Here is a 19,081-nt window from a genome sequence, read left to right on the forward strand (position 1 = left end):
GGAAAATCCTTGTATAACGAATCAAAATATAATAACCCAAAATCACATACCCATCCAATCGGGCTCAATTTCTATCTTTGACATCGATGACAGATCTTCGTTCTTCCAAGCTGCAAGCTTTTGGTTCAGCAAGCATCCCCAAGCTTGTCCTGATGTTCTCCGTTCCCGCGATTATCAGCATGTGCGTGAACGCCTTTTACAATATCGTTGACCGTTACTTTGTCGGTCAGGGAGTCGGGGCGCTCGGCATTGCGGGAATTACACTCTGCTTCCCCATCATGCTCTTTATTATGGCGATGTCCATGATCATTGGGGTGGGCGGCAATACGCTCTTTGCGATTCGCCTCGGCGAAAAAAAGTACCAGCAGGCAAGCATCATTCTGAACAACTCGTTCGTGCTGCTGATTATTATGGCGGTCAGCGCCTTTGCCCTCGGCGAAATCTTTATGGATCCGCTGCTCCGCGTTTTCGGGGCGAGCGACCAAACGCTACCCGTCGCCTCTTCGTACATGTGGATTATTCTTCTCGGAGCCGTATTCCAAACGATCGCGCCGGGCATGAACCACTTTATCCGTTCCATGGGGCATCCCAAAACGGCCATGCTCCGCGATATCGTGGGCGCACTTACGAACGTATTTTTGGACTGGCTTTTTATTATCCAGTTCCACTGGGGAATCGAAGGCGCTGCCTGGGCGACGATTTCGTCCCAGCTCGTGAGCAGCTTGCTCATTATGCATTTCTTCATCAAAAAATCGACGCCGATCAAAATCAACCGTAGGCATTTGCATTTGCACTTTCCCTACGTGCGAAAGATCTTTATTCTCGGATTCCCGCCCGCGATCATGCAGATCTGCAACAGCCTCATGAACGCGATACTCGCCTGGAGCCTTTCGACCTACGGCAACAAGAGCCTGCAACCGACCGTTTCGATGACAGGCGGCGACATTGCGATTTCTGCATTCGGGATCATCAACAGTGTAGTTTCGATCGCTGTTTTACCGCTGATGGGGTTTGTGCAGGGAACGCAACCGATTCTCGGCTACAATTACGGAGCAAAGCTTTTTGACCGCGTGCGTGGAACGCTCAAGTTCGCCTATATCTACAGCGTCGCCTTTATGATTATTGCCTGGGCGGCAATCCAGTGGAAGGCCGAAGTTTTTGTGGCGCCTTTTGCACCTGGCGATCTGAACATGCAGACCGTGACCGCGTGGGGCATGCGCGTGTTTACCAAGGCGCTCCCCTTTGTGCCTCTTGGCATGGTTGCGGGAAACTTCTTCCAGGGTACGGGAAAAGCGGGGCTTTCCATGTTCCAGAACGCGTGCCGTCAGGTAATCATGCTGATTCCGTTTTTGATCGTGATGCCGCTTTTTTTTGATTTGCAAGGCGTGTTCATGGCACAGCCGATGGCCGATGTCGGCGCTGCGATTACGGGCCTTTTACTGCTTCGTTGGCACCTGAAAAAGATGGAATAACGTTCTTCGCCTGAAGCAGCGCAATCATTTCGTCTACGGCAAAGGCTTCGAGAAATAAGTCATCCATCCAGATTTGCCATTTTAAGCAACTCAGCATACTCGTAAAGTATGCAAAATTTCGCAAAACAGAACGGCAAATGCGAAAGATTGTCCACTTTTCAATCCAACGACCCGTTTTTTAAAATCCGTCATGAACAACGATCGCATTTTCTTGAAGCCCCTTTTTTAATATTGCAAGAATCTTTTGCGGCATGAATTCTCCAAACGGATTCGACACCCCTGCTTTTGTCGATTTTGCAATGGAGTTATGGCACGGGGGAACACGTCTTTGGGATTGCTTCGCCTCAAAGCTAACTCCAGTAAAAAATGTATCTTTCCGCGCATGATTCTCCTTGTAGCCGAAAAACCTTCTGTCGCAAACCAGCATTACCGCCCAATGCTCGAACGGTTGGAGGGCGAAAAATTCACACAGGGAGACGGTTGCCTGATCGGTCAAAACCATTGCATTACCTGGTGCGTGGGCCATTTGATTACGCTTGCCCCGTTAGACGCTTACCCCGGTTACGAAGGAGCGTGGCGCCTTTCTAATTTGCCGCTTTTACCCGAAAAGTTCCGCTTAATGGAAATTGAAAGCACCAAAAAACAGTTGAACGTGGTGCGTTCCATGATGGAAAAGGCAGACGTTCTGGTGAACGGCGCCGATGCAGGCCGTGAAGGGAACCTGATTTTTGATTTGGTGCTCGATTTTACGCCGGCGTTCAAACAAAAGAAGATTATGCGCCTTTGGGTGAACAGCTACGTCGCCAAGGATCTCGACAACGCTTGGAAGCACTTGGAAGATGCGACCGAAAGGTTAAACCTGAGTTACGCAGCAAGACTTCGCCAGCGCGCTGACTGGATGGTCGGTTTAAACGCGACGCGCGCTTACACGCTTACCGCAGGCCGCGGCAAAATGATCTCTGTCGGACGCGTTCAAACGCCGACATTAAACCTTGTCGTGGAACGTGACACGATCGTGGAACAATTCAAGGAACTTTTTTACTACGGCGTACTCGGAACGTGGAAAGGCTTTGGAGCGCAACTTCTGCGCGATGACAAAGTCGCCGTTTTCGAAAAGGAAGAGCAGGCGCAAGCCGTGGTCGATAAATGTTCACCACCCGAAAACGCGACGATTTCTAGGCTTGATATTCAGCAAAAAAAGCAGTTCCCGCAAAAGCCTTTTGATTTGACCGAACTTCAAAAGGAAGGCAACAAGCGCTTTAAATGCAGCGCAAAACAAGTTCTCGACTGTGCCCAGAACCTGTACGAAAAAAAACTTCTCACCTACCCGCGTACCGATTCCGCATACTTGCCGGATACGATGAAGGGAGAAGCTTACGCCTTGGCGCAAAGGCTCGCCTCGCCGGAACAGCAAAAGCTGATGCGAGACGCAAGTGAAAACTTTGTCTTCATCAATTCGAGCAAGGTCACAGACCACTTCGCAATCATTCCCACGGGAGAAGATCCGCAGGGCCTTCCCGAAATGGAACAGAAGATTTACGAGCTCGCCAAGGAACGCTTTATTCAGGCATGGTTCAAACCGTACATCTGGAGCGAAATGGAAGTTCTGCTCCAATGCCCCGAAGAAGAAAGCGAAACTTTCCGTTTAAAACTCAAGCGCAACGAAGACCTGGGCTTTCGCGCAATCGTCAAGGACGAAAAGGAAAAAAAGAAGAAGTCCTCAAAAAAAGGCGATAATTCCGATTCTGCAGACGATGACGACTCTAACGACGTCACGAATCTCGTCGAAGAATTCCCGCTGTGGAACCTGGGCGACAAGGCTCCCTTCGACAGCGTGGAACTTCAAAAAAAGAAGAAGAGCAAACCAAAGTATTATACGGAAGCGACTTTGCTCGCCGCTATGAAAACCGCAGGCAAGCAGGTCGAAAACGAAGAACTCGCCGAAGCGATGAAGGACCGCGGTCTCGGCACTCCGGCAACGCAAGCGGGCATTATCGAAACGCTCAAAAAGCGCGGATTCATTGAAGCACAAAAGAATTACCTCGTCAGCACCCAGCGCGGGCGCGAAGTCATTTCGCTGATGGACGAAAAGGTCAAATCCCCGGAAATGACCGGCGAATGGGAATATCAGCTTTCCCAAGTCGAAAAGGGGAAGCTTTCCCCGGTGGAATTCCGCGACGGCATCATCGAATACGTCAAATCGCTTTTTACGGAACTGCACGCCAAGTATCAGTGCCAATTTGACAGAGAAACGGTGACAGAAGCGCTTCCCTGTCCCAAGTGCGGAAGCCCGCTCGAAACCTTGCCGTGGGGCTATGTTTGCCAGCAGGAAAATTGCGGTTTTAAAGTCGGTCACACAATCGCGGGCCGCATGCTCAGCCATGAAGAAATGAAAGGTCTTCTTTCTTCGGGCAAGTCCGAGCTGATTTCGGGATTCAAAAGCAAAAAAGGTTCCTCATTTAGCGCAACCCTTGTGATGCACGAAGATGGGAACATCGCATTCGATTTTAGCGATAATCCCGACAACCGCGTACCGACAGAATTCAAATGCCCTAAATGCGGTAAAATGCTTTCGGACGCAGGAAACCGCCTTATCTGCAGCGACGATTGCGACTTTACCTTTTACAAAACGATTGCCAGCCGTATAATGCAGGAATCGGAACTGCAAGAACTTTTCACAAACGGCACGACCCACGTCCTTTCAGGTTTCCACACCAAAAAAGGTTCAAGCTTTAACGCCAAAATCACCTGGGACAAGGACTTTCACGCCACCTTCGCCTTTGAAAACGACGGACATTTCCACGGGACCGAAACCAAGTACAAATGCCCGATTTGCAAGCACACGCTCGAAGAAAACAAGAACGCTATCTTCTGCTCTGCGGAAAACTGCAAATTCACTCTGTTCAAAACCGTCGCCGGTAAAAAGCTCCGCGTGGGTGATATCAAGGCTCTTCTCACCGATGGAAAAACAGAAGTTTTGCAAGGATTCAAAAGCAAAAAAGGTTCTTCGTTCAATGCGATTTTAAAGCTCGGCGAAGACGGTCGCACGTCTTTTGAATTTCCCCGTCGAAACTTCCCCTGCCCGGTCTGCAACGAACAACTCCGATTCCGAAACGACATTTACGCCTGTCCAAATTCGCACTGCGGTTTCGGCATTCCCAAGGTCTTTTACGGACGAGAACTTTCCGACGAAGAAGTGGAAAAACTTTTGACCGATAAAATTTCGCCGGTCCTCGAACCTTTCCAAAAGAACGAAACCAAGTTCCGTGCCGCGATTGAAATCCGAAACGGCGGAAAACTTGGCTTCTATAAAGAATCCGTTTGTCAACTTTCATCCATGACGGCAAAGCCAAAGTAGCCGCCATGCCAATGCCCTGCATTAGCTAGCCACCAAAAGAAAAGATTCATTTTATCAACGAAGGTTCATTTCACCTTCACGCGCAAAGCCTTGCTCTGACCGATAGCGCGCACAATGTAAACACCATCTGCAAAGCCCGCATTCTTAAGAGTCGCGAAGAGGTTCGCATCAGCATTTTCAACACGGCCCAAGAATTTACCCGTCACGCCGAAGACATTGTACGAGACATTAGCCTGAGAAGTCAAGCGAACTTCGCGAATAATGGTTGTCGCATTCGGATCGGTGAACTGCAGCCAGTCCACGTTCAGGTAAGGGCCGGTAATCAAGAGCTTGAGCACATGTTCGCCCTTTTTGAGTTCCACGGAGCCCACATCGACAACCTTGTAAGTGGTGAAAACGGAATCCACTTTTTCGAACGAAATCGCATCCGTAATCGCCGTGTCGTCAACAAACAGCTGCATACCGGCAGTTTCGAACGCAGTCGCGATATTCGCAGTGATATCGTACTTGGCGTCCGCCGTGACATTGATGGTGTATTCGACCCATTCGTTTTCTTGCGTATAACCGATAGCGTAACCCGAACATGCAGCGTCGCCGCACTTGGAATCGCTAATGTCTACCAAATCTACTTCATCTTCGCGATAAACCTTGCCCTGGTTTTCGCGGTCGTTGTCGTAGAACGATTTATTGTGACCGCCCTCATCGTAGTTTTCAGCCTCAATCTTGCCCGGAATCATCGCGGCAGTGCCCTTGTAAGCAGTTTGCGGAACGGCAGTCTTTTCACTTTCCATATACCAGTAGTCAAAATCGAAACCGCCCTGCTTTACAACAAAGTAAAGGTCGTCGACGCCGGCGGCATCGGTCACGTCGAAGGTATGTTCTTCCCAAGCAGTACTTGCAGGGATATTCATGGACGCAAGGAGAGCTCCGTTTTCGGAACCGGTATGGAGTTCAAGCATACCGCCGCTGCCTCTGGTGCAAACGGTAATGCGGTCGGCACCATCGCCCATGTCAACAGAACGCACCTTGGTGTAGAATCCGCTGTTCATATTGGTAAGGAAAACATTGCCATATTCGGAACCGACATGTTCGATGATGGTGTAGCCATCCGACGTATTGACGGTCATACCGCCAACCCAAGACTTGGTTTCGGCTTCCACGCGCACGAACGGGTCAAGGTTCTTGATAGGCTTCACAACGCCACTGTCGGTCGCGCGGATCGTGGGAATCGTTCCATCGGCATTCCAAGTGAATTCCTCGATGGCGGTAGAACGGCTGAAGCCGCCGCCTTTCACGTTCTTCTGGTTGTGGTAGAAGAAGAAGCTGCGGCCCTTAAAGTCGACAATGCCGGAGTGGACTGTGAACGCGGCACCCGGTTCGCTACTCGGCATAATGACGCCCTTGTAAGTCCAGGGGCCCGTTGGGGAATCACTCCAAGAATAGTCAATGGATTCGGGAATGCCTCCGGCGGCATAAATCATGTAATACTTCTTGCCACGCTTGTGAATCCACGGGCCTTCGGTATACTTGCCGTTAAAGGTGCTCATATCGGAGACCTGGATGTCGCTTGCGCATTCAATCATGTTCTCCTTGAGGGGGCAATAATAAAGCTTCGGATTGCCCCAGTAGAGCCAAGCCACGCCATCGTCGTCAATAAATACGGTAGGGTCGATGTAGTCCCAGTTAGGGCCCGCCAGATGCTTGCCGTTCAGGGCATCCTTGAAAGGGCCTTCCTTCTTATCGGACACGGCGACGTTGATGGCGCGGCCACCTTGGGCGGATTCTACGGTCACGTAATAATAGTACTTGTCATTGCGGCGAATGCATTGAGCAGCCCAGTCGCCGTTCTTCTTGGCAGAACCGTTAAAATCACCCGCTTCCAAAATGAGGGTGTTCATATCGGTCCAGTTCACCATATCCGTGGTGCACGATACGCGCCAACCGTGCATCGTGAAGAAGCTGCCGCCCTCATCGTTGCCGGAATACGTGCAAAGCGTATCGCCGAATACGACTGGTGCCGGGTCCGGAGAATAATAGGTCTGGATAAGCGGGTTTTCGGCCATAGCCGAGGTGCAGAATCCAAAACCAACCAAGGCGACAGTCGCCTTAATGCTCTTCGCAAACATCATAATGCATTCCTTTACGCCCTACGGAGCGATTTTCAGGACTCACCATAAAATTTCAACCAACCACTATAAATTAGCTCCCCGAAACGGGCTATAAACCGCCCCAAAAAACACTTCTTATTGATTTTTTATCAACACTTTATCGGGAATATGATCGTTCTAGAACCCTCTATTAAGTCAAATCCAAAAACGTTGCATAATTCCTAATTGATAATTGGATATTCCGAGTGCTTTGGCACGATTCTTGCATTTATAAGCGTGGAATTTGAGCAGTCCTGGGTGAAATTTGCAAAAAGGTCCGTAAAAAGACATTCGCAATTTCCCAGTTTCTCTTTTTGAAACACGGACTGTTTCATTTTGAAACGTTTTGATTTAATGGAGATAACCATGGCAACTGAAAAGAAAGAATTCCAAACTGAAGTTCAGGATCTTCTTCATTTGATGATCCATTCCCTGTACAGCAACAAGGAAATTTTTCTCCGCGAATTGATTTCGAATGCGGCTGACGCCCTCGACAAGCGTCGTTTCCTTTCCCTTTCCGACGCAAAGCTTTTGCCGGAAAATACACAGCTCAAGATCGACCTTTCTGTGAATTCGACAAACAAGACCCTTGTCGTCGAAGACAATGGTATCGGCATGAACAAGGAAGATCTCGTGAGTTGCCTCGGTACGATCGCCCGCAGCGGAACGAAGCACTTTGTGCAGAGCCTCAAGGATTCCGACAAGTCGAGCGTGGATCTGATCGGCCAGTTCGGTGTGGGCTTCTATTCCGCCTTCATGGTCGCGAACAAGGTCGAAGTGCTTTCCCGCAAGGCGGGTGAAGAAACCGGCTACCTCTGGAGTTCCGACGGTACAGGTTCCTATGAAATTTCCGATATGCCGAAGCAGGATGTCGGTACCAAAATCACGCTTTACCTCAAGGACGGCGAAGACTTCCAGGAATTCACCACCGAATGGGGCGTCGAATCCATCGTCCGTAAGTACAGCGAATTCGTTTCTTACGGTATCTACCTGCACCACGAACCGACGAAGAACGATAAGGGCGAAATGGAAACCAAGGAACCGACCCGCTTGAACGACAAGCAGGCTCTTTGGCGCCAGAGCGCAAACGAAATCAAGGAAGAACAGTACAAGGAATTCTATTCCACCGTCGCACACGAAGGCGGCGAACCTCTCGCCTGGAAGCATTCCCATGCCGAAGGTTCCCAGGAATTCTGGACCTTGACCTACATTCCGTCCAAGGCTCCGTTCAACATTTGGCAGAACGACCGCATCAACGGTCTGAAGCTCTACGTGAAGAAAGTCTTCATCATGGATGACTGCAAGGATCTGCTTCCGCCGTGGCTCCGTTTTGTGCGCGGCGTCGTTGACAGCGAAGACCTGCCGCTGAACGTTTCCCGTGAAATTCTCCAGTCGAACAAGATTATCACCACGATCCGCAAGCGCGTCATCAAGGACGTTCTCGACAAGCTCGCCGAAATCAAGAGCAAGGACCGTGAAAAGTACGAAGCCTGGTGGAAGGAACTCGGCATGGTTCTCAAGGAAGGCTTCTACATGAACTGGGAACATCTCGATGAACTGAAAAAGCTTACGCTCTTCAAGTCCACGAAGTCCGCCGACAAGTTCACGAGCCTCGAAGAATATGTAAAGAACATGCCTGCCGATCAGAAGGAAATCTACTACCTCATCGGCGAAAACAAGGATTCGATTGCCGCAAGCCCGATCCTCGAAGCTTACAAGAACAAGAACTACGAAGTTCTTCTCCTTTCCGACCCGATCGACGAATTCATGATGAACTCTCTCCAGGAATTCGACGGCAAGAAGTTCCACGACGTCAGCCGCGGCGATGTGGACTTTGAAAAGACCGAAGAAGAAAAGAAGGCGGAAGAAGCTTCCAAGACCGAATACAAGGATCTTTGCACCGACCTCCAAAAAACTCTCGACGCCACCATCAAGGAAGTGCGCGTTTCAAGCCGTTTGAAGGACAGCCCGTGCTGCCTCGTCACCGACGAAGCTGCGATGAGCCGCCACATGGAACGCATGATGTCCGCCATGGGCCAGAGCGTCACCAAGTCCAAGCGCATTTTGGAAATCAACCCGAACCATCCGATTTGCAAGATGCTCAAGGAAAAAATTGCAAAGAAGGAATCCCTCGAAGATTGGCCGAAGGCTCTCTACGGTCAGGCCGTTCTCGCCGAAGGTTCCCAGCTCGAAAATCCGGGTGAATACGTGCAGGCGATCAACAAGCTGCTCACTGCACAGCTTCACTAATTAGACATTTCTTGTCAATGAGCCGTCTTATATTTAAGACGGCTTTTTTTGTACACTTTTCTATTTTTGAGCGCCCATGGAATCCGTAGAACGCCTTTTCGAATTCGCAACCCAGTTGCTGAAAGACACTTTCGGTTTTAAAACCTTTCGCCCGGCGCAAGAGGCTGTATTAAAGAATCTTTTTGCAGGCAAGGATACGCTCGCGCTTCTCCCGACAGGCGGTGGGAAGTCTATCTGTTACCAGATTCCTGCCCTGGTGCTTCCGGGAACGTGTGTAGTTGTTTCCCCGCTGCTTGCGCTGATGAAGGACCAGGTGGATAACCTTTGCGAAAACGGCGTGGCGGCGGCCGCCCTCAACAGTCAGGTATCGAAAGAAGAGGCTTTTGAAATTCGACAGAAGGCGATGCGCGGTGAACTGAAGCTCTTGTACCTTTCCCCGGAACGCATCCAATACGAACTGGATCATCTTCTTTTGCGAATGGAAATTTCCCTGTTCGCAATCGATGAAGCGCATTGCATTTCGCAGTGGGGCCACGACTTTCGCCCCGAATATTCCCAGCTTCATGCGCTGCGGGAACGTTTCCCCAAGACACCGCTGATCGCGCTCACGGCCACCGCGGACTCGGTCACCCGCAAAGACATTCAGACTCAGCTCTCAATTCCCCCAGAAAACGTGGTCCTTTCAAGCTTCGACCGCCCGAACCTGAGTCTTACCGTCAAACTGAATTACCGCAAACGTGAAAAACTCAACGAAATCGAAAAGTTCATCGGCAAGCACAAACGTCAAAGCGGCATCGTTTACTGCCTTTCGCGCCGCAGCACAGAAACGGTCGCCACGGAACTGCGCAACCGCGGAATTCCGGCAAAGGCTTACCACGCGGGGCTTGAAAGTGCGGAACGCATCGAAATCCAGGAAGATTTTTTGAATGACCGCACCCAGGTCATCTGCGCGACGACCGCTTTCGGCATGGGCATCGACAAGCCCGACATCCGCTTCGTCATCCATTACAACACGCCCAAGAACATGGAAGGCTACTACCAGGAAATCGGGCGTGCAGGTCGTGACGGACTTCCCTCCGACACGCTTCTCTTTTATTCCGATAGCGACATGGTGCAGCTTGCCAAGTTTGCCGAAGAAAGCGGCGAAAAGGATTTGCAAATCGAAAAGCTTCACCGCATTGAACATTATGCGACAAGCCCCATTTGCAGGCGCCGTATTCTTTTAAGCTACTTCGGAGAAGCCTTCGATCATGACTGCGGCAACTGCGATATCTGCAAGAATCCCCCACAGCGCTTTGACGGTACAATCCTTGCACAAAAGGCGCTTTCCGCAATCGTGCGCACACGTCAAATCGAAAACAGCCACATGATTGTGGACATTTTGCGCGGAAAACGCTCCACCGAACTTTTGGAAAAGCATTACGACAAGATCAAAACGTACGGTGTCGGCAAAACGACACCGCCCGCCAAATGGAACGCCTACTTAATGCAGCTCGTTCATCTGGGAGTCATCGAAAAGAGTTACGCCCAGGACCAGCACCTTTCCATGACGCCTTACGGCTGGGAAATCCTGCGCGGCGAAAAAAAGCTCGAACTCGCGCTCGTCCGCGAAACGGAAAGTACCCCTTCCAAATCCCTGCGCACGCCAAAGCTCGCCACAAATGATGACGACAAACTGTTCCAGGCTCTGCGCCTCTTGCGCTTGGAACTTGCCCAAAAGGAAAATGTCCCCGCCTACGTTATCTTCAACGACAAGGTTCTCACGGAAATTGTCGCACAAAAGCCTACAAGCCTTGAAGACTTCGCAGAAATTCCGGGCATCGGCACATTTAAATGCAAAAAATATGGGCAGATTTTCGTAAAGGAAATCTGCCGCATGCTCTAAGCTTTTACAGAGAAATTAATCCTTCGGACGACGGTAGCCCCACTTCGAGAGGATTCTGTCATCATCCTTGCGAATGTAACCCTGCTTGCGATCCGGAAGTTCGCACTGGAGTTCCGAGCGAATTTTCACATCCGAGGTGAAGATGTAAGCGCCCGTGCCGAGCTTACGCCCTTCCGCATTCTTCAGGTAACCCTGCGCATCCGGCTTCATTTCAAAGTAGAGCTGAATTGCGCCACTCTTATCGACGTAATCCGGAGTGATATTCTGAGAGAAGCTGTAATCAGCTACATAATCACCGATCGTGGAGAAGAGCCAAATTCTCAAGCTGATCGTCGTCGTGTAAAGGCTTGCCGCCGTTCCAATGGAATCATACGCCTTCTGGAATGCCGTCGAGCAGTAATTTTCCACGTAGTCTTCGACGGTCGTCGTGGTACGGTCCCAACCGCCACCGCTATCGAGTGCGACATAGCCATTTTCCACGATGCTTTCCAAGGTCGAAAGCGTTCCCGTTTCATCGATTGCCGGAGCCTGGGCTGTAATGCTGAGCGTTGCACCGAGATGTTTTCCCGTGAGGCCCGTGTACGGTTCTTCGCCCGTTCCTTCCGAAACGCCGCTAGAAGATCCCGCCTGTGTTTCTTCTTCCTTACCCGTCTTCGCGTTCACTACGCTCAACGCATAAGTGGTTCCTTTTTCGCTGTTCGAAACGGAGGTGAACTTTTCCACGTCCTTCGGATCCGAAGAGACGAGCGGTTCTTCCATATTGATCGTAATCAGCTTACCCGCCTTGAGAATCACCACGACCGTATCCGAAGCTTCGTTACCCGCCTTGTCGCGGTAGGTACGAATGATCAAGTTCTTGCCATCGTTCAAGCCCTGATAATTCAAAGTATCCTGTTCAATACCATCCACGGTCCACTTGACTTCGATCGAGACGTTGCTCACGACTGTAGAATCTTCCGGAGTCATGATTTTCACCTTCGGAAGAATCGTGTCGACAATGACCTTTGCCGTTGCCGTCGCCGAATTTCCATAGACATCGGTGTAAGTGTAGCTGACTTCATAAATCAGATTTCCGTCTTCATCCTTCGTCTTCGTTCCCTTCGAGTTGATCGTGTAAGAAACATTCACGTCGTAAGCTTTCTTGCCGTCCGAGCTCTTTGCTTCATACGTATAGCCGACCGCATAGATCGTATTGCCATCGGAATCGGTTTTCACCGTTCCTGTTGCATCGATCGTATAGGTGAGCGTTACAACCTTACCGTCCGCATCCTTGAACGTCATCGAAACTTCATAGTATTCTTCGCCGTTCGAATCGGTCAAACGTTTGCCGTTCGAATCGGTATAGTAAGAGACCTTGACTACGGTTCCCGCGGAAGTCGTATCGTCATAGCTGACCTGGATTAAGTTTTCACCGATCACGGAATGCGTTACCTGCACTTTCGAAGAAAGATCGGCTTCATCCTTCAGGTTCACCTTGCCGATTGTCTGTTCTGCCGTCTTGATGTTCGACGCAGAAACTCTTGCCGTATCGAGGATTACCTTAAAGCTCGTCTTCGCGGTCTGCGTCTTTTCTCCCGAGGAATCCACCACGCTCACCGTCACAATCGTCGCATTGGAACGGACATAGCTTGCAGGATCATCTGCATCCTTCTGTTCCACGATTGTTACACCGCTCGGACGTCCCGATGTATCGTTTGAAGCAGAGATAGTCACTACCGGAATCTTCGTGCTGAGATAGATTACGATTTGGTCCGAGCCATCCTGGTATTTTACCGTGATGATATTCTTATCTTCCTTGACCACGACTGTGCTATCCTTTTCACCGTCAGGCGTCGTCCATTTGATATAAACTTTCGGATTGTTCGTGTAAATCGTATCCGGCTCAGTCCAAGAAGAATCTCCCGATTCCGCATGAATAATTTTCACATCTTCCACGGCGTTAATCACTTTAATCGTTACCGTCGTCGTATCCGAAAGGCCATCCGGATCGGTCACCGAGACCGTCACCGTGTACACGGAATCTTTTTCGTAATCCAGACGTTCGGCGTCGCGGAGCGAAATAATGCCCGTCGTCGAATCGATCATAAAGACGTTGCTTGTATCCGAAATGATCTTGTACGTGAGCGGATCATTTTCCGGATCGCTTGCCGTCACCTTCTTTGACACAGAGCAGCCGACGCATTCTTCTTTAATCGTTACCACGGTTTCTTCGGCAATCGGAGCTTCATTCACTTCCAAAAGCTGGATCGTTACCGTCGCCGTATCCGCATAGGTGCCGTCCGAAGCCTGGACCGTCAAAACATACGTCGGATTCTTTTCGTAATCCAAGGACTTCGCAACTGTAATCACACCCGTCTTGGAATCAATCTTAAAATAATTAGAAACCGATGCAGAAATAATCTTGTATGTAATCGTCGAGAAGTTCACATTCAACGAATCCGGGTCGAACGCTTCGAGAGTTCCAACAGTATCGCCGATTGCCGCATCTTCTGCCACGGTCAAGGTCGTATCCGAAAGGCTAGGCTTTTCGTTCACATCCTTCACATGAATCGTCACCTTCACAGGATCCGAATTCAACTGTCCATCCGTCGCACAGATATAAATCGTATAAGTCGTATCCTTGGATTCGTAATCGAGGACTTCTTTTTTCAGTGTAATCTTTCCCGTCGAAGCGTCCACGGCAAAGATACTCGAATCGCCTGAGGAGATGTAATACTCTGGAATGTCGTCCGCATTCTTGTCCACGGCTGAAACGATTCCAGCCGAATCCTTCACCGAGCTATTTTCGTTGATCGTGAAATCGTAAGAAGATTCACTGAATTCCGGCGGAACGTTGCTGTCGGCATCCTTGATGTAAAGCGTAAAGGAACCGGTACGCTTATTGCCCGAGAGCACGGCACCGCTCATGTTGAACACATACATCTTAAAGCTTTCATCGCCTTCGACGCGTTTGTCCGTGACCGGAGTGATATATGTAGCGGAAGTCGGAAGCGTACTGCCGGCGTTAAACGTAATCGTCGCAGAATCACCCGTAATCGTTCCATCGGAATTCACCGTGCAAAGCGGCATGCCTGTTGTATTGAAGTCCGCCGCATTGGCGAGCTTCATCGCATTCGCATCCGCTTCATCGCTCAAGACAAAGCAGTAGTTGAACGAAACCACAGTCGTTGGTGTCTTGGAAAGATGAATCGGGATCTCCTGAGCCAGATTATTTTCGAGGAACTTTCCACTTGCAAGAGCCGTCGGGTCCAAGTCCACGACAGGTGGATCGAACGGCACATAGCGGAAATTACCCGTGTACGGAGCTCGTACACGCAGATACTTGGCAAGGAGCTGTCCCGCCACAGAGAAATCGTTACCGATATACATCGAGTCCGTCGTCATGAACGTACCCTGATATTCCGGATTGTCCGTCGAAGCCCAGTTCACCACCTTCGTCGTGTAAAACATCAGGTTGCCCGCATAGGTTTCACTTGTGATGTAGGTAAACTTCGAAGAATCCGTAAAGCCCGTAGTATCCCAGGCAAAAGCCTTGCGATCGAATTTTGCACCTTCCGGAGCATAGACAACCTGAATGCGAGGGCTGTGCGCCGAATTATCGAGTTCAAAGCCGTCGCGCACAAAAATGCGAGTCAAACGGCCCTGCGGCGGCATCAGCACATAGATTTTAAAAGTCGTCTGCGCCGAGACTTTGAGCTTGTCGATATACTTATCGTAGGTACCATAGTCATTTGTGTACACGGAATCAGGCGGCACATGAATGAACTGCGTCTGCGCCCGCTCCGATGTGATTTCAATGCCTTTTTCCCAGATGACATCCGTAAAATCGACGGTCGGGATTGAAAGAAGCGGATCCACTTCTGGAACCGTTTCCGGACACTTGGAATAATCGTCCCCCTGGTAAACGCCTTTCGAAATTTTTGCCTTCCAAAGATTGACTGTATTATCGCCCTGAGCAGTCGGTCCCGTAATATCGCCCTTGATGCAATACGGGCCGTCAAAGCGAGCCGAGGATGTATCCGACAAATTCTGATGTTGCCAACTCGGAAGCTTGACACTTCTTAACGTATGGAACGGGCCTCCCAATAGTTGCATATCGTAAAGATTTTGCAACTCTACATCACCGCCAATCGTGAACGGACCTCCGATATGGTGGCTGTTCGCCAGGTTCAAATTACCCGTCGCCGTACCATTATAGCCGGTCGTATCTTCGATGGAAATCGCACCTTCGTTCGTAAAGTACATGCCATAGGTTCCCCAAAGCTTGTACTTCATCAATTTTTCCCATTCCTGCTGCTGAATGGAGGCATCCGCCGTGACATTTTCAAAATAAAAAGGGCGAACGTCAGCTGCGTGACTTAGAATGCAGCCGATGCCAACCAAGAAGATATAGAATCCCCAACTTATTTTTTTAGTACCAACCATAACACATCCTTCCCATAGAATATTTTTGCAAACCTATCTCAAAATTATAAATTTCTGAAAACATTTTTTCTTTTTGTTTACTTGTATAGGGCTTATTACAGGCTTCTATGCGGAAAAACACACCGTTTTGCATGTTTTAAACGATTTTTCAAGAAATTTCCGATTTTTTGAAAAATTTTCTATATTGTTTAATCCCTAGACCCCGTTCAATGATTGTTTGCGGGCAACCCGCCAGAGCGAGAGCAGCAACGGACTTGTGAATTTTTATGTGGATGGGTAGTCTAGGGATTTTTGTTTTAAAAGCTTTTGGAACTCGACTTTTTGATTTTAGCCTTTTTTCGGTATTCTGCAAATGATTCTTTGGACTCTTCGTCACACCAAGCCTTACAATCCGAACGACGTCTGCTACGGCCAAACGGATTTTGATGTTTCCCCTTCCTTTGCAGAAGAATTCCCTCCAGCGATTCAAGTCTTAAAAGAAAAGTGCAAGGCGACGGAACTTTACACAAGCCCGTTAAAGCGTTGTTACAAGCTTGCCGAAAAGGCTTCCGAAGCCCTGAACCTTCCCGCCGTCAAACAAGACGCTTTAAAGGAAATCCATTACGGGGCTTGGGAAAACGTCAAGCTTTCCGATGTTCCCAAAGACCAGATGAACGCCTGGAAGGCGGACCTCCGCGGGTTCCGTTTTCCGGGAGGCGGCGAATCCTTTCACGATGTCGACAAGCGCATCGGCGCATTCATCAAGAGCATTTACGGCCAAAAGGAAGTCCTTTTCGTTTCGCATGCAGGCGTGATCGCCGCAATCGAGCATTCCATTTGCGGACTTCCGGATTCCCAATTTGTAGAAGCGGAATTCCCTTATGCGATGGTGACCCGTTTCGAAATCGACCTCGACGAAAACGGCAAGCTCAAAGGTTCCTTTGAAACGCTCTACGGCGGCAAGCAACAGCCATCGCTCGTCGACTACATCATGAGCCTGTAAAATCCAGGCGCCTAAAAATCTAAAGTTATCGAAGCTTCAAGACCGCCCCGGAAGTCCGGTCCAAGCACAAAATGCGCCGGGCTGTCAAAATCGCTCATCATCGCATCGACGACGGCATCGCCAATCGAATACAGATAAATTAACACGACTCCCCAAATATACTGGTTGCGGTTCTTGCGGAAGTAAAGAATCTGTTCATTAATGCGGTCAAGGCTTTCACTCGCAGGGTTTTCCTTTTCGAGCGCATGCTTACGGTCCAAATAATAATTGATCACGTTCTGACGCGAATAAATACTGACCGATGCGCCGAGAAGTCCCATGTACAAAAGGCCCGCCTTGCCATATTCCTGATTGTACATCTGGCCCCAGCCCGGAACAAAGGAACGGAGCAAGGCGCCGAGCACTGGGCGGTATTCCACGCTGTGGCCCTGATTATTCACCCAAATTCCGTAAGCATCGAAGATGCTGTAAATGTGAATACCGATCATCCAAGTGAGTTCGGACTTGCGCAAATCTTCTTCTTCGATTTTATGGTCGCTGAACGTGCGAATCTGTTCCGCATACTCGTTCCGTTTTGCCTGAAAATACGAGAGGCTGTCCCGATTGCGAAGCATTTTACGGGAATAGGTATAAACGGAATCCTGGAATTTCTTTGCCTGGTCAAAGCGGCGATTCTTTTGGTAACGCTTGTTGATGAACACTTCGTAAGCGAGAGCGAGTTCAAGAGCCGTGATGAATCCACCGCGGATGTAATGTCCCGTATAAAACTGTCCACCGCCGGGAAAAAGACTAAAGAGCATCGTCAGCGGAAGCGAGTTGTGTTCCGTTTCCACGTCCCATTCGTAGGTCTGCAAGGAATCGATTCGGGCGACGCCCGTTTTTCCGCGTTCCGCGATTTTCACCGGTTCTTCCAATTCGACTCCAGCCGAATCTTCCGCATCTTCCAGATCTTCTTCGTCTTCCTCCGTCCGAGGATCTTCCCCCCGATTCTGCACTTTTTCGACTTTAGCCGTGTCCGCCGTCACATTCTTTGCATCGGTGGCAACAGCCACACCCGCACAGGCAAGCAGCCAAACAAAAAAAAGCAAAAATGAGGAAGCCGAAAATCGCATCACGGCAAATTATAATAAAAAGGACTTTGGCAAAATCTATCTTTTCAGCTGTCAAAGAGAAAAAATTCCACAATTTTCAAATTTGACATTTTTTGTCATAATTAATAGCTATCTTATGGACAAGGAAAACGAAACAATGCAGAACAACATCGATAACAAAGTCGCGATCGTGAACCTGGGAACAGAACTCACCCAGGGATACACGCTGAATACGAACGCCCACTGGATGGCCGGTCGTCTGCGCGATCTCGGTTTCGAAATTTCTTACGAGATTACCCTTCCGGACGACGCAAGCGTCTGGAATGCCACTTGGGAAATGATCCGCAAGGCGAATGTCCAAACGGTAATCCTCGGCGGCGGTCTCGGTCCTACGGAAGACGACAAGACCCGCTATCTTGTTGCGGAAACCTTCAAGGCTCCGCTTGAATTCCACGAGGAATGCATTGCCCCGATCCGCGCCTTCATCGAAAGCAAGGGTTGGAAGTATTCAGATGCGAACAAGATCCAAGCGTATTTTCCGCGTGGAGCCCAGGTTCTCGAGAATCCGGTCGGTACAGCTCCGGGATTTTCCATTTCGCAAGATGGCGTGACCCTTTTCGCACTTCCAGGCGTTCCGTTCGAAGCGCACGAAATGTTCGATCGTCATATCGTCCCATTCCTCGCGGCGAAAGACGTGAAGCCGTTCTATTGCAGGGAGTTGCGCCTTGCGGGACTTTTCGAATCGAATATGGCGGAGATGTTCCAAAAGGTGAACTTTCCCGCAGGCGTTTCGTGGTCGAGCCTTCCCGTGGATGATGCGATTATCTTCCGCACCTATACGCGGGAATCCGAAGAGGTTTTGAAAGCTGTCGAAAAACAGCTGATCGAAGCCTTGGATGACAAGCTTTGCGTCGTTTCGACGGACGGGAAAAGCCTTCCCGAACAGATCGTGAAGCTGCTTAAAGGTCGTGGCGAAACGCTTTCGACGGCGGAATCGTGCACAGGCGGCATGATTTCGAGCGAAATGGTGAACCTGGCCGGTGTGAGCGAAGTCTTTAAAGGCGGCGCCTGCACCTATTGGAACGAAGCGAAGGAAGATATCGTCGGTGTTCCGCACGAAACACTCCTCGCCCACGGAGCCGTGAGCGAAGAAACGGTGCTCGCCATGGCCGAAGGCGCCCGCAAGGCGTACCATACGGACTGGGCGGTCGCCACCTCCGGCGTCGCAGGCCCAGATGGCGGCACCCCGGAAAAACCGGTCGGTCTTGTTTGGATGGCCGTCGTCTCGGAATGTAAAAGAATCGCGTTTTGCAAAAAATTTTCTGGGAATCGTGGACAAATCCGTCGCAAAAGCGTCTTTAAAGTGCTGGACGCTCTGCGCCGTGCGATTCTCGAAGAAAATGAACAGAAAAGCACTTGCACAAAAGTTCAGTAGTTTATATATTTACAAAGAACAAAAATCAATTGGAGA

Annotated in this window: 9 protein-coding genes; 6 read left to right on the forward strand and 3 right to left on the reverse strand. The window is 49.8% G+C overall.

The genetic code is table 11. From position 1 onward, the window contains the following. The first annotated feature begins 86 nt into the window (after positions 1-86). Both BGX16_RS00755 and BGX16_RS00760 read left to right on the forward strand, forming a co-directional pair. Positions 87-1,472: an MATE family efflux transporter gene (locus tag BGX16_RS00755; RefSeq protein ID WP_100424347.1), complete on the forward strand. Its 1,386-nt coding sequence runs from the start codon at positions 87-89 to the stop codon at positions 1,470-1,472. 382 nt (positions 1,473-1,854) lie between these two features. Continuing rightward, positions 1,855-4,830 carry a type IA DNA topoisomerase gene (locus BGX16_RS00760; protein ID WP_100424348.1) on the forward strand — a complete coding sequence of 992 codons (2,976 nt, stop codon included), beginning with the start codon at positions 1,855-1,857 and terminating at the stop codon, positions 4,828-4,830. A gap of 65 nt (positions 4,831-4,895) precedes the next feature. Here BGX16_RS00760 and BGX16_RS00765 read toward each other — a convergent pair whose 3' ends face one another. Further along, complete coding sequence (locus BGX16_RS00765) at positions 4,896-6,959, reverse strand: family 43 glycosylhydrolase (protein WP_100424349.1); 2,064 nt, start codon at positions 6,957-6,959, stop codon at positions 4,896-4,898. A gap of 384 nt (positions 6,960-7,343) precedes the next feature. Between BGX16_RS00765 and htpG the strand changes: the two genes are divergently transcribed. Together htpG and recQ are read left to right on the forward strand one after the other, a co-directional pair. Further along, positions 7,344-9,227: a molecular chaperone HtpG gene (gene htpG / locus BGX16_RS00770; RefSeq protein ID WP_100424350.1), complete on the forward strand. Its 1,884-nt coding sequence runs from the start codon at positions 7,344-7,346 to the stop codon at positions 9,225-9,227. Between the two features lie 76 nt (positions 9,228-9,303). Further along, positions 9,304-11,112, forward strand: coding sequence for a DNA helicase RecQ (recQ, locus tag BGX16_RS00775; protein WP_100424351.1), 1,809 nt, complete (start codon positions 9,304-9,306; stop codon positions 11,110-11,112). A gap of 15 nt (positions 11,113-11,127) precedes the next feature. Here recQ and BGX16_RS00780 read toward each other — a convergent pair whose 3' ends face one another. After that, a complete protein-coding gene (locus BGX16_RS00780; RefSeq protein WP_100424352.1) occupies positions 11,128-15,537 on the reverse strand; it encodes a cadherin repeat domain-containing protein in 4,410 nt (1,469 codons plus the stop codon). Between the two features lie 352 nt (positions 15,538-15,889). On the opposite strand from BGX16_RS00780, the gene BGX16_RS00790 reads away from it, so the two are divergent. Next, the gene (locus BGX16_RS00790) at positions 15,890-16,519 is read left to right on the forward strand and encodes a histidine phosphatase family protein (RefSeq protein ID WP_100424354.1); all 630 of its coding nucleotides are present in this window, start codon (positions 15,890-15,892) and stop codon (positions 16,517-16,519) included. 11 nt (positions 16,520-16,530) lie between these two features. Here the strand turns inward: BGX16_RS00790 and BGX16_RS00795 are convergent, their stop codons facing one another. After that, complete coding sequence (locus tag BGX16_RS00795; RefSeq protein WP_157797795.1) at positions 16,531-17,607, reverse strand: DUF5683 domain-containing protein; 1,077 nt, start codon at positions 17,605-17,607, stop codon at positions 16,531-16,533. A gap of 160 nt (positions 17,608-17,767) precedes the next feature. Between BGX16_RS00795 and BGX16_RS00800 the strand changes: the two genes are divergently transcribed. Then, the gene (locus BGX16_RS00800; RefSeq protein ID WP_157797796.1) at positions 17,768-19,045 is read left to right on the forward strand and encodes a CinA family nicotinamide mononucleotide deamidase-related protein; all 1,278 of its coding nucleotides are present in this window, start codon (positions 17,768-17,770) and stop codon (positions 19,043-19,045) included. The last annotated feature ends 36 nt before the right edge of the window (positions 19,046-19,081 follow it).

The organism is Hallerella succinigenes (assembly GCF_002797675.1).
GTDB classification, from domain to species: Bacteria; Fibrobacterota; Fibrobacteria; order Fibrobacterales; family Fibrobacteraceae; genus Hallerella; species Hallerella succinigenes.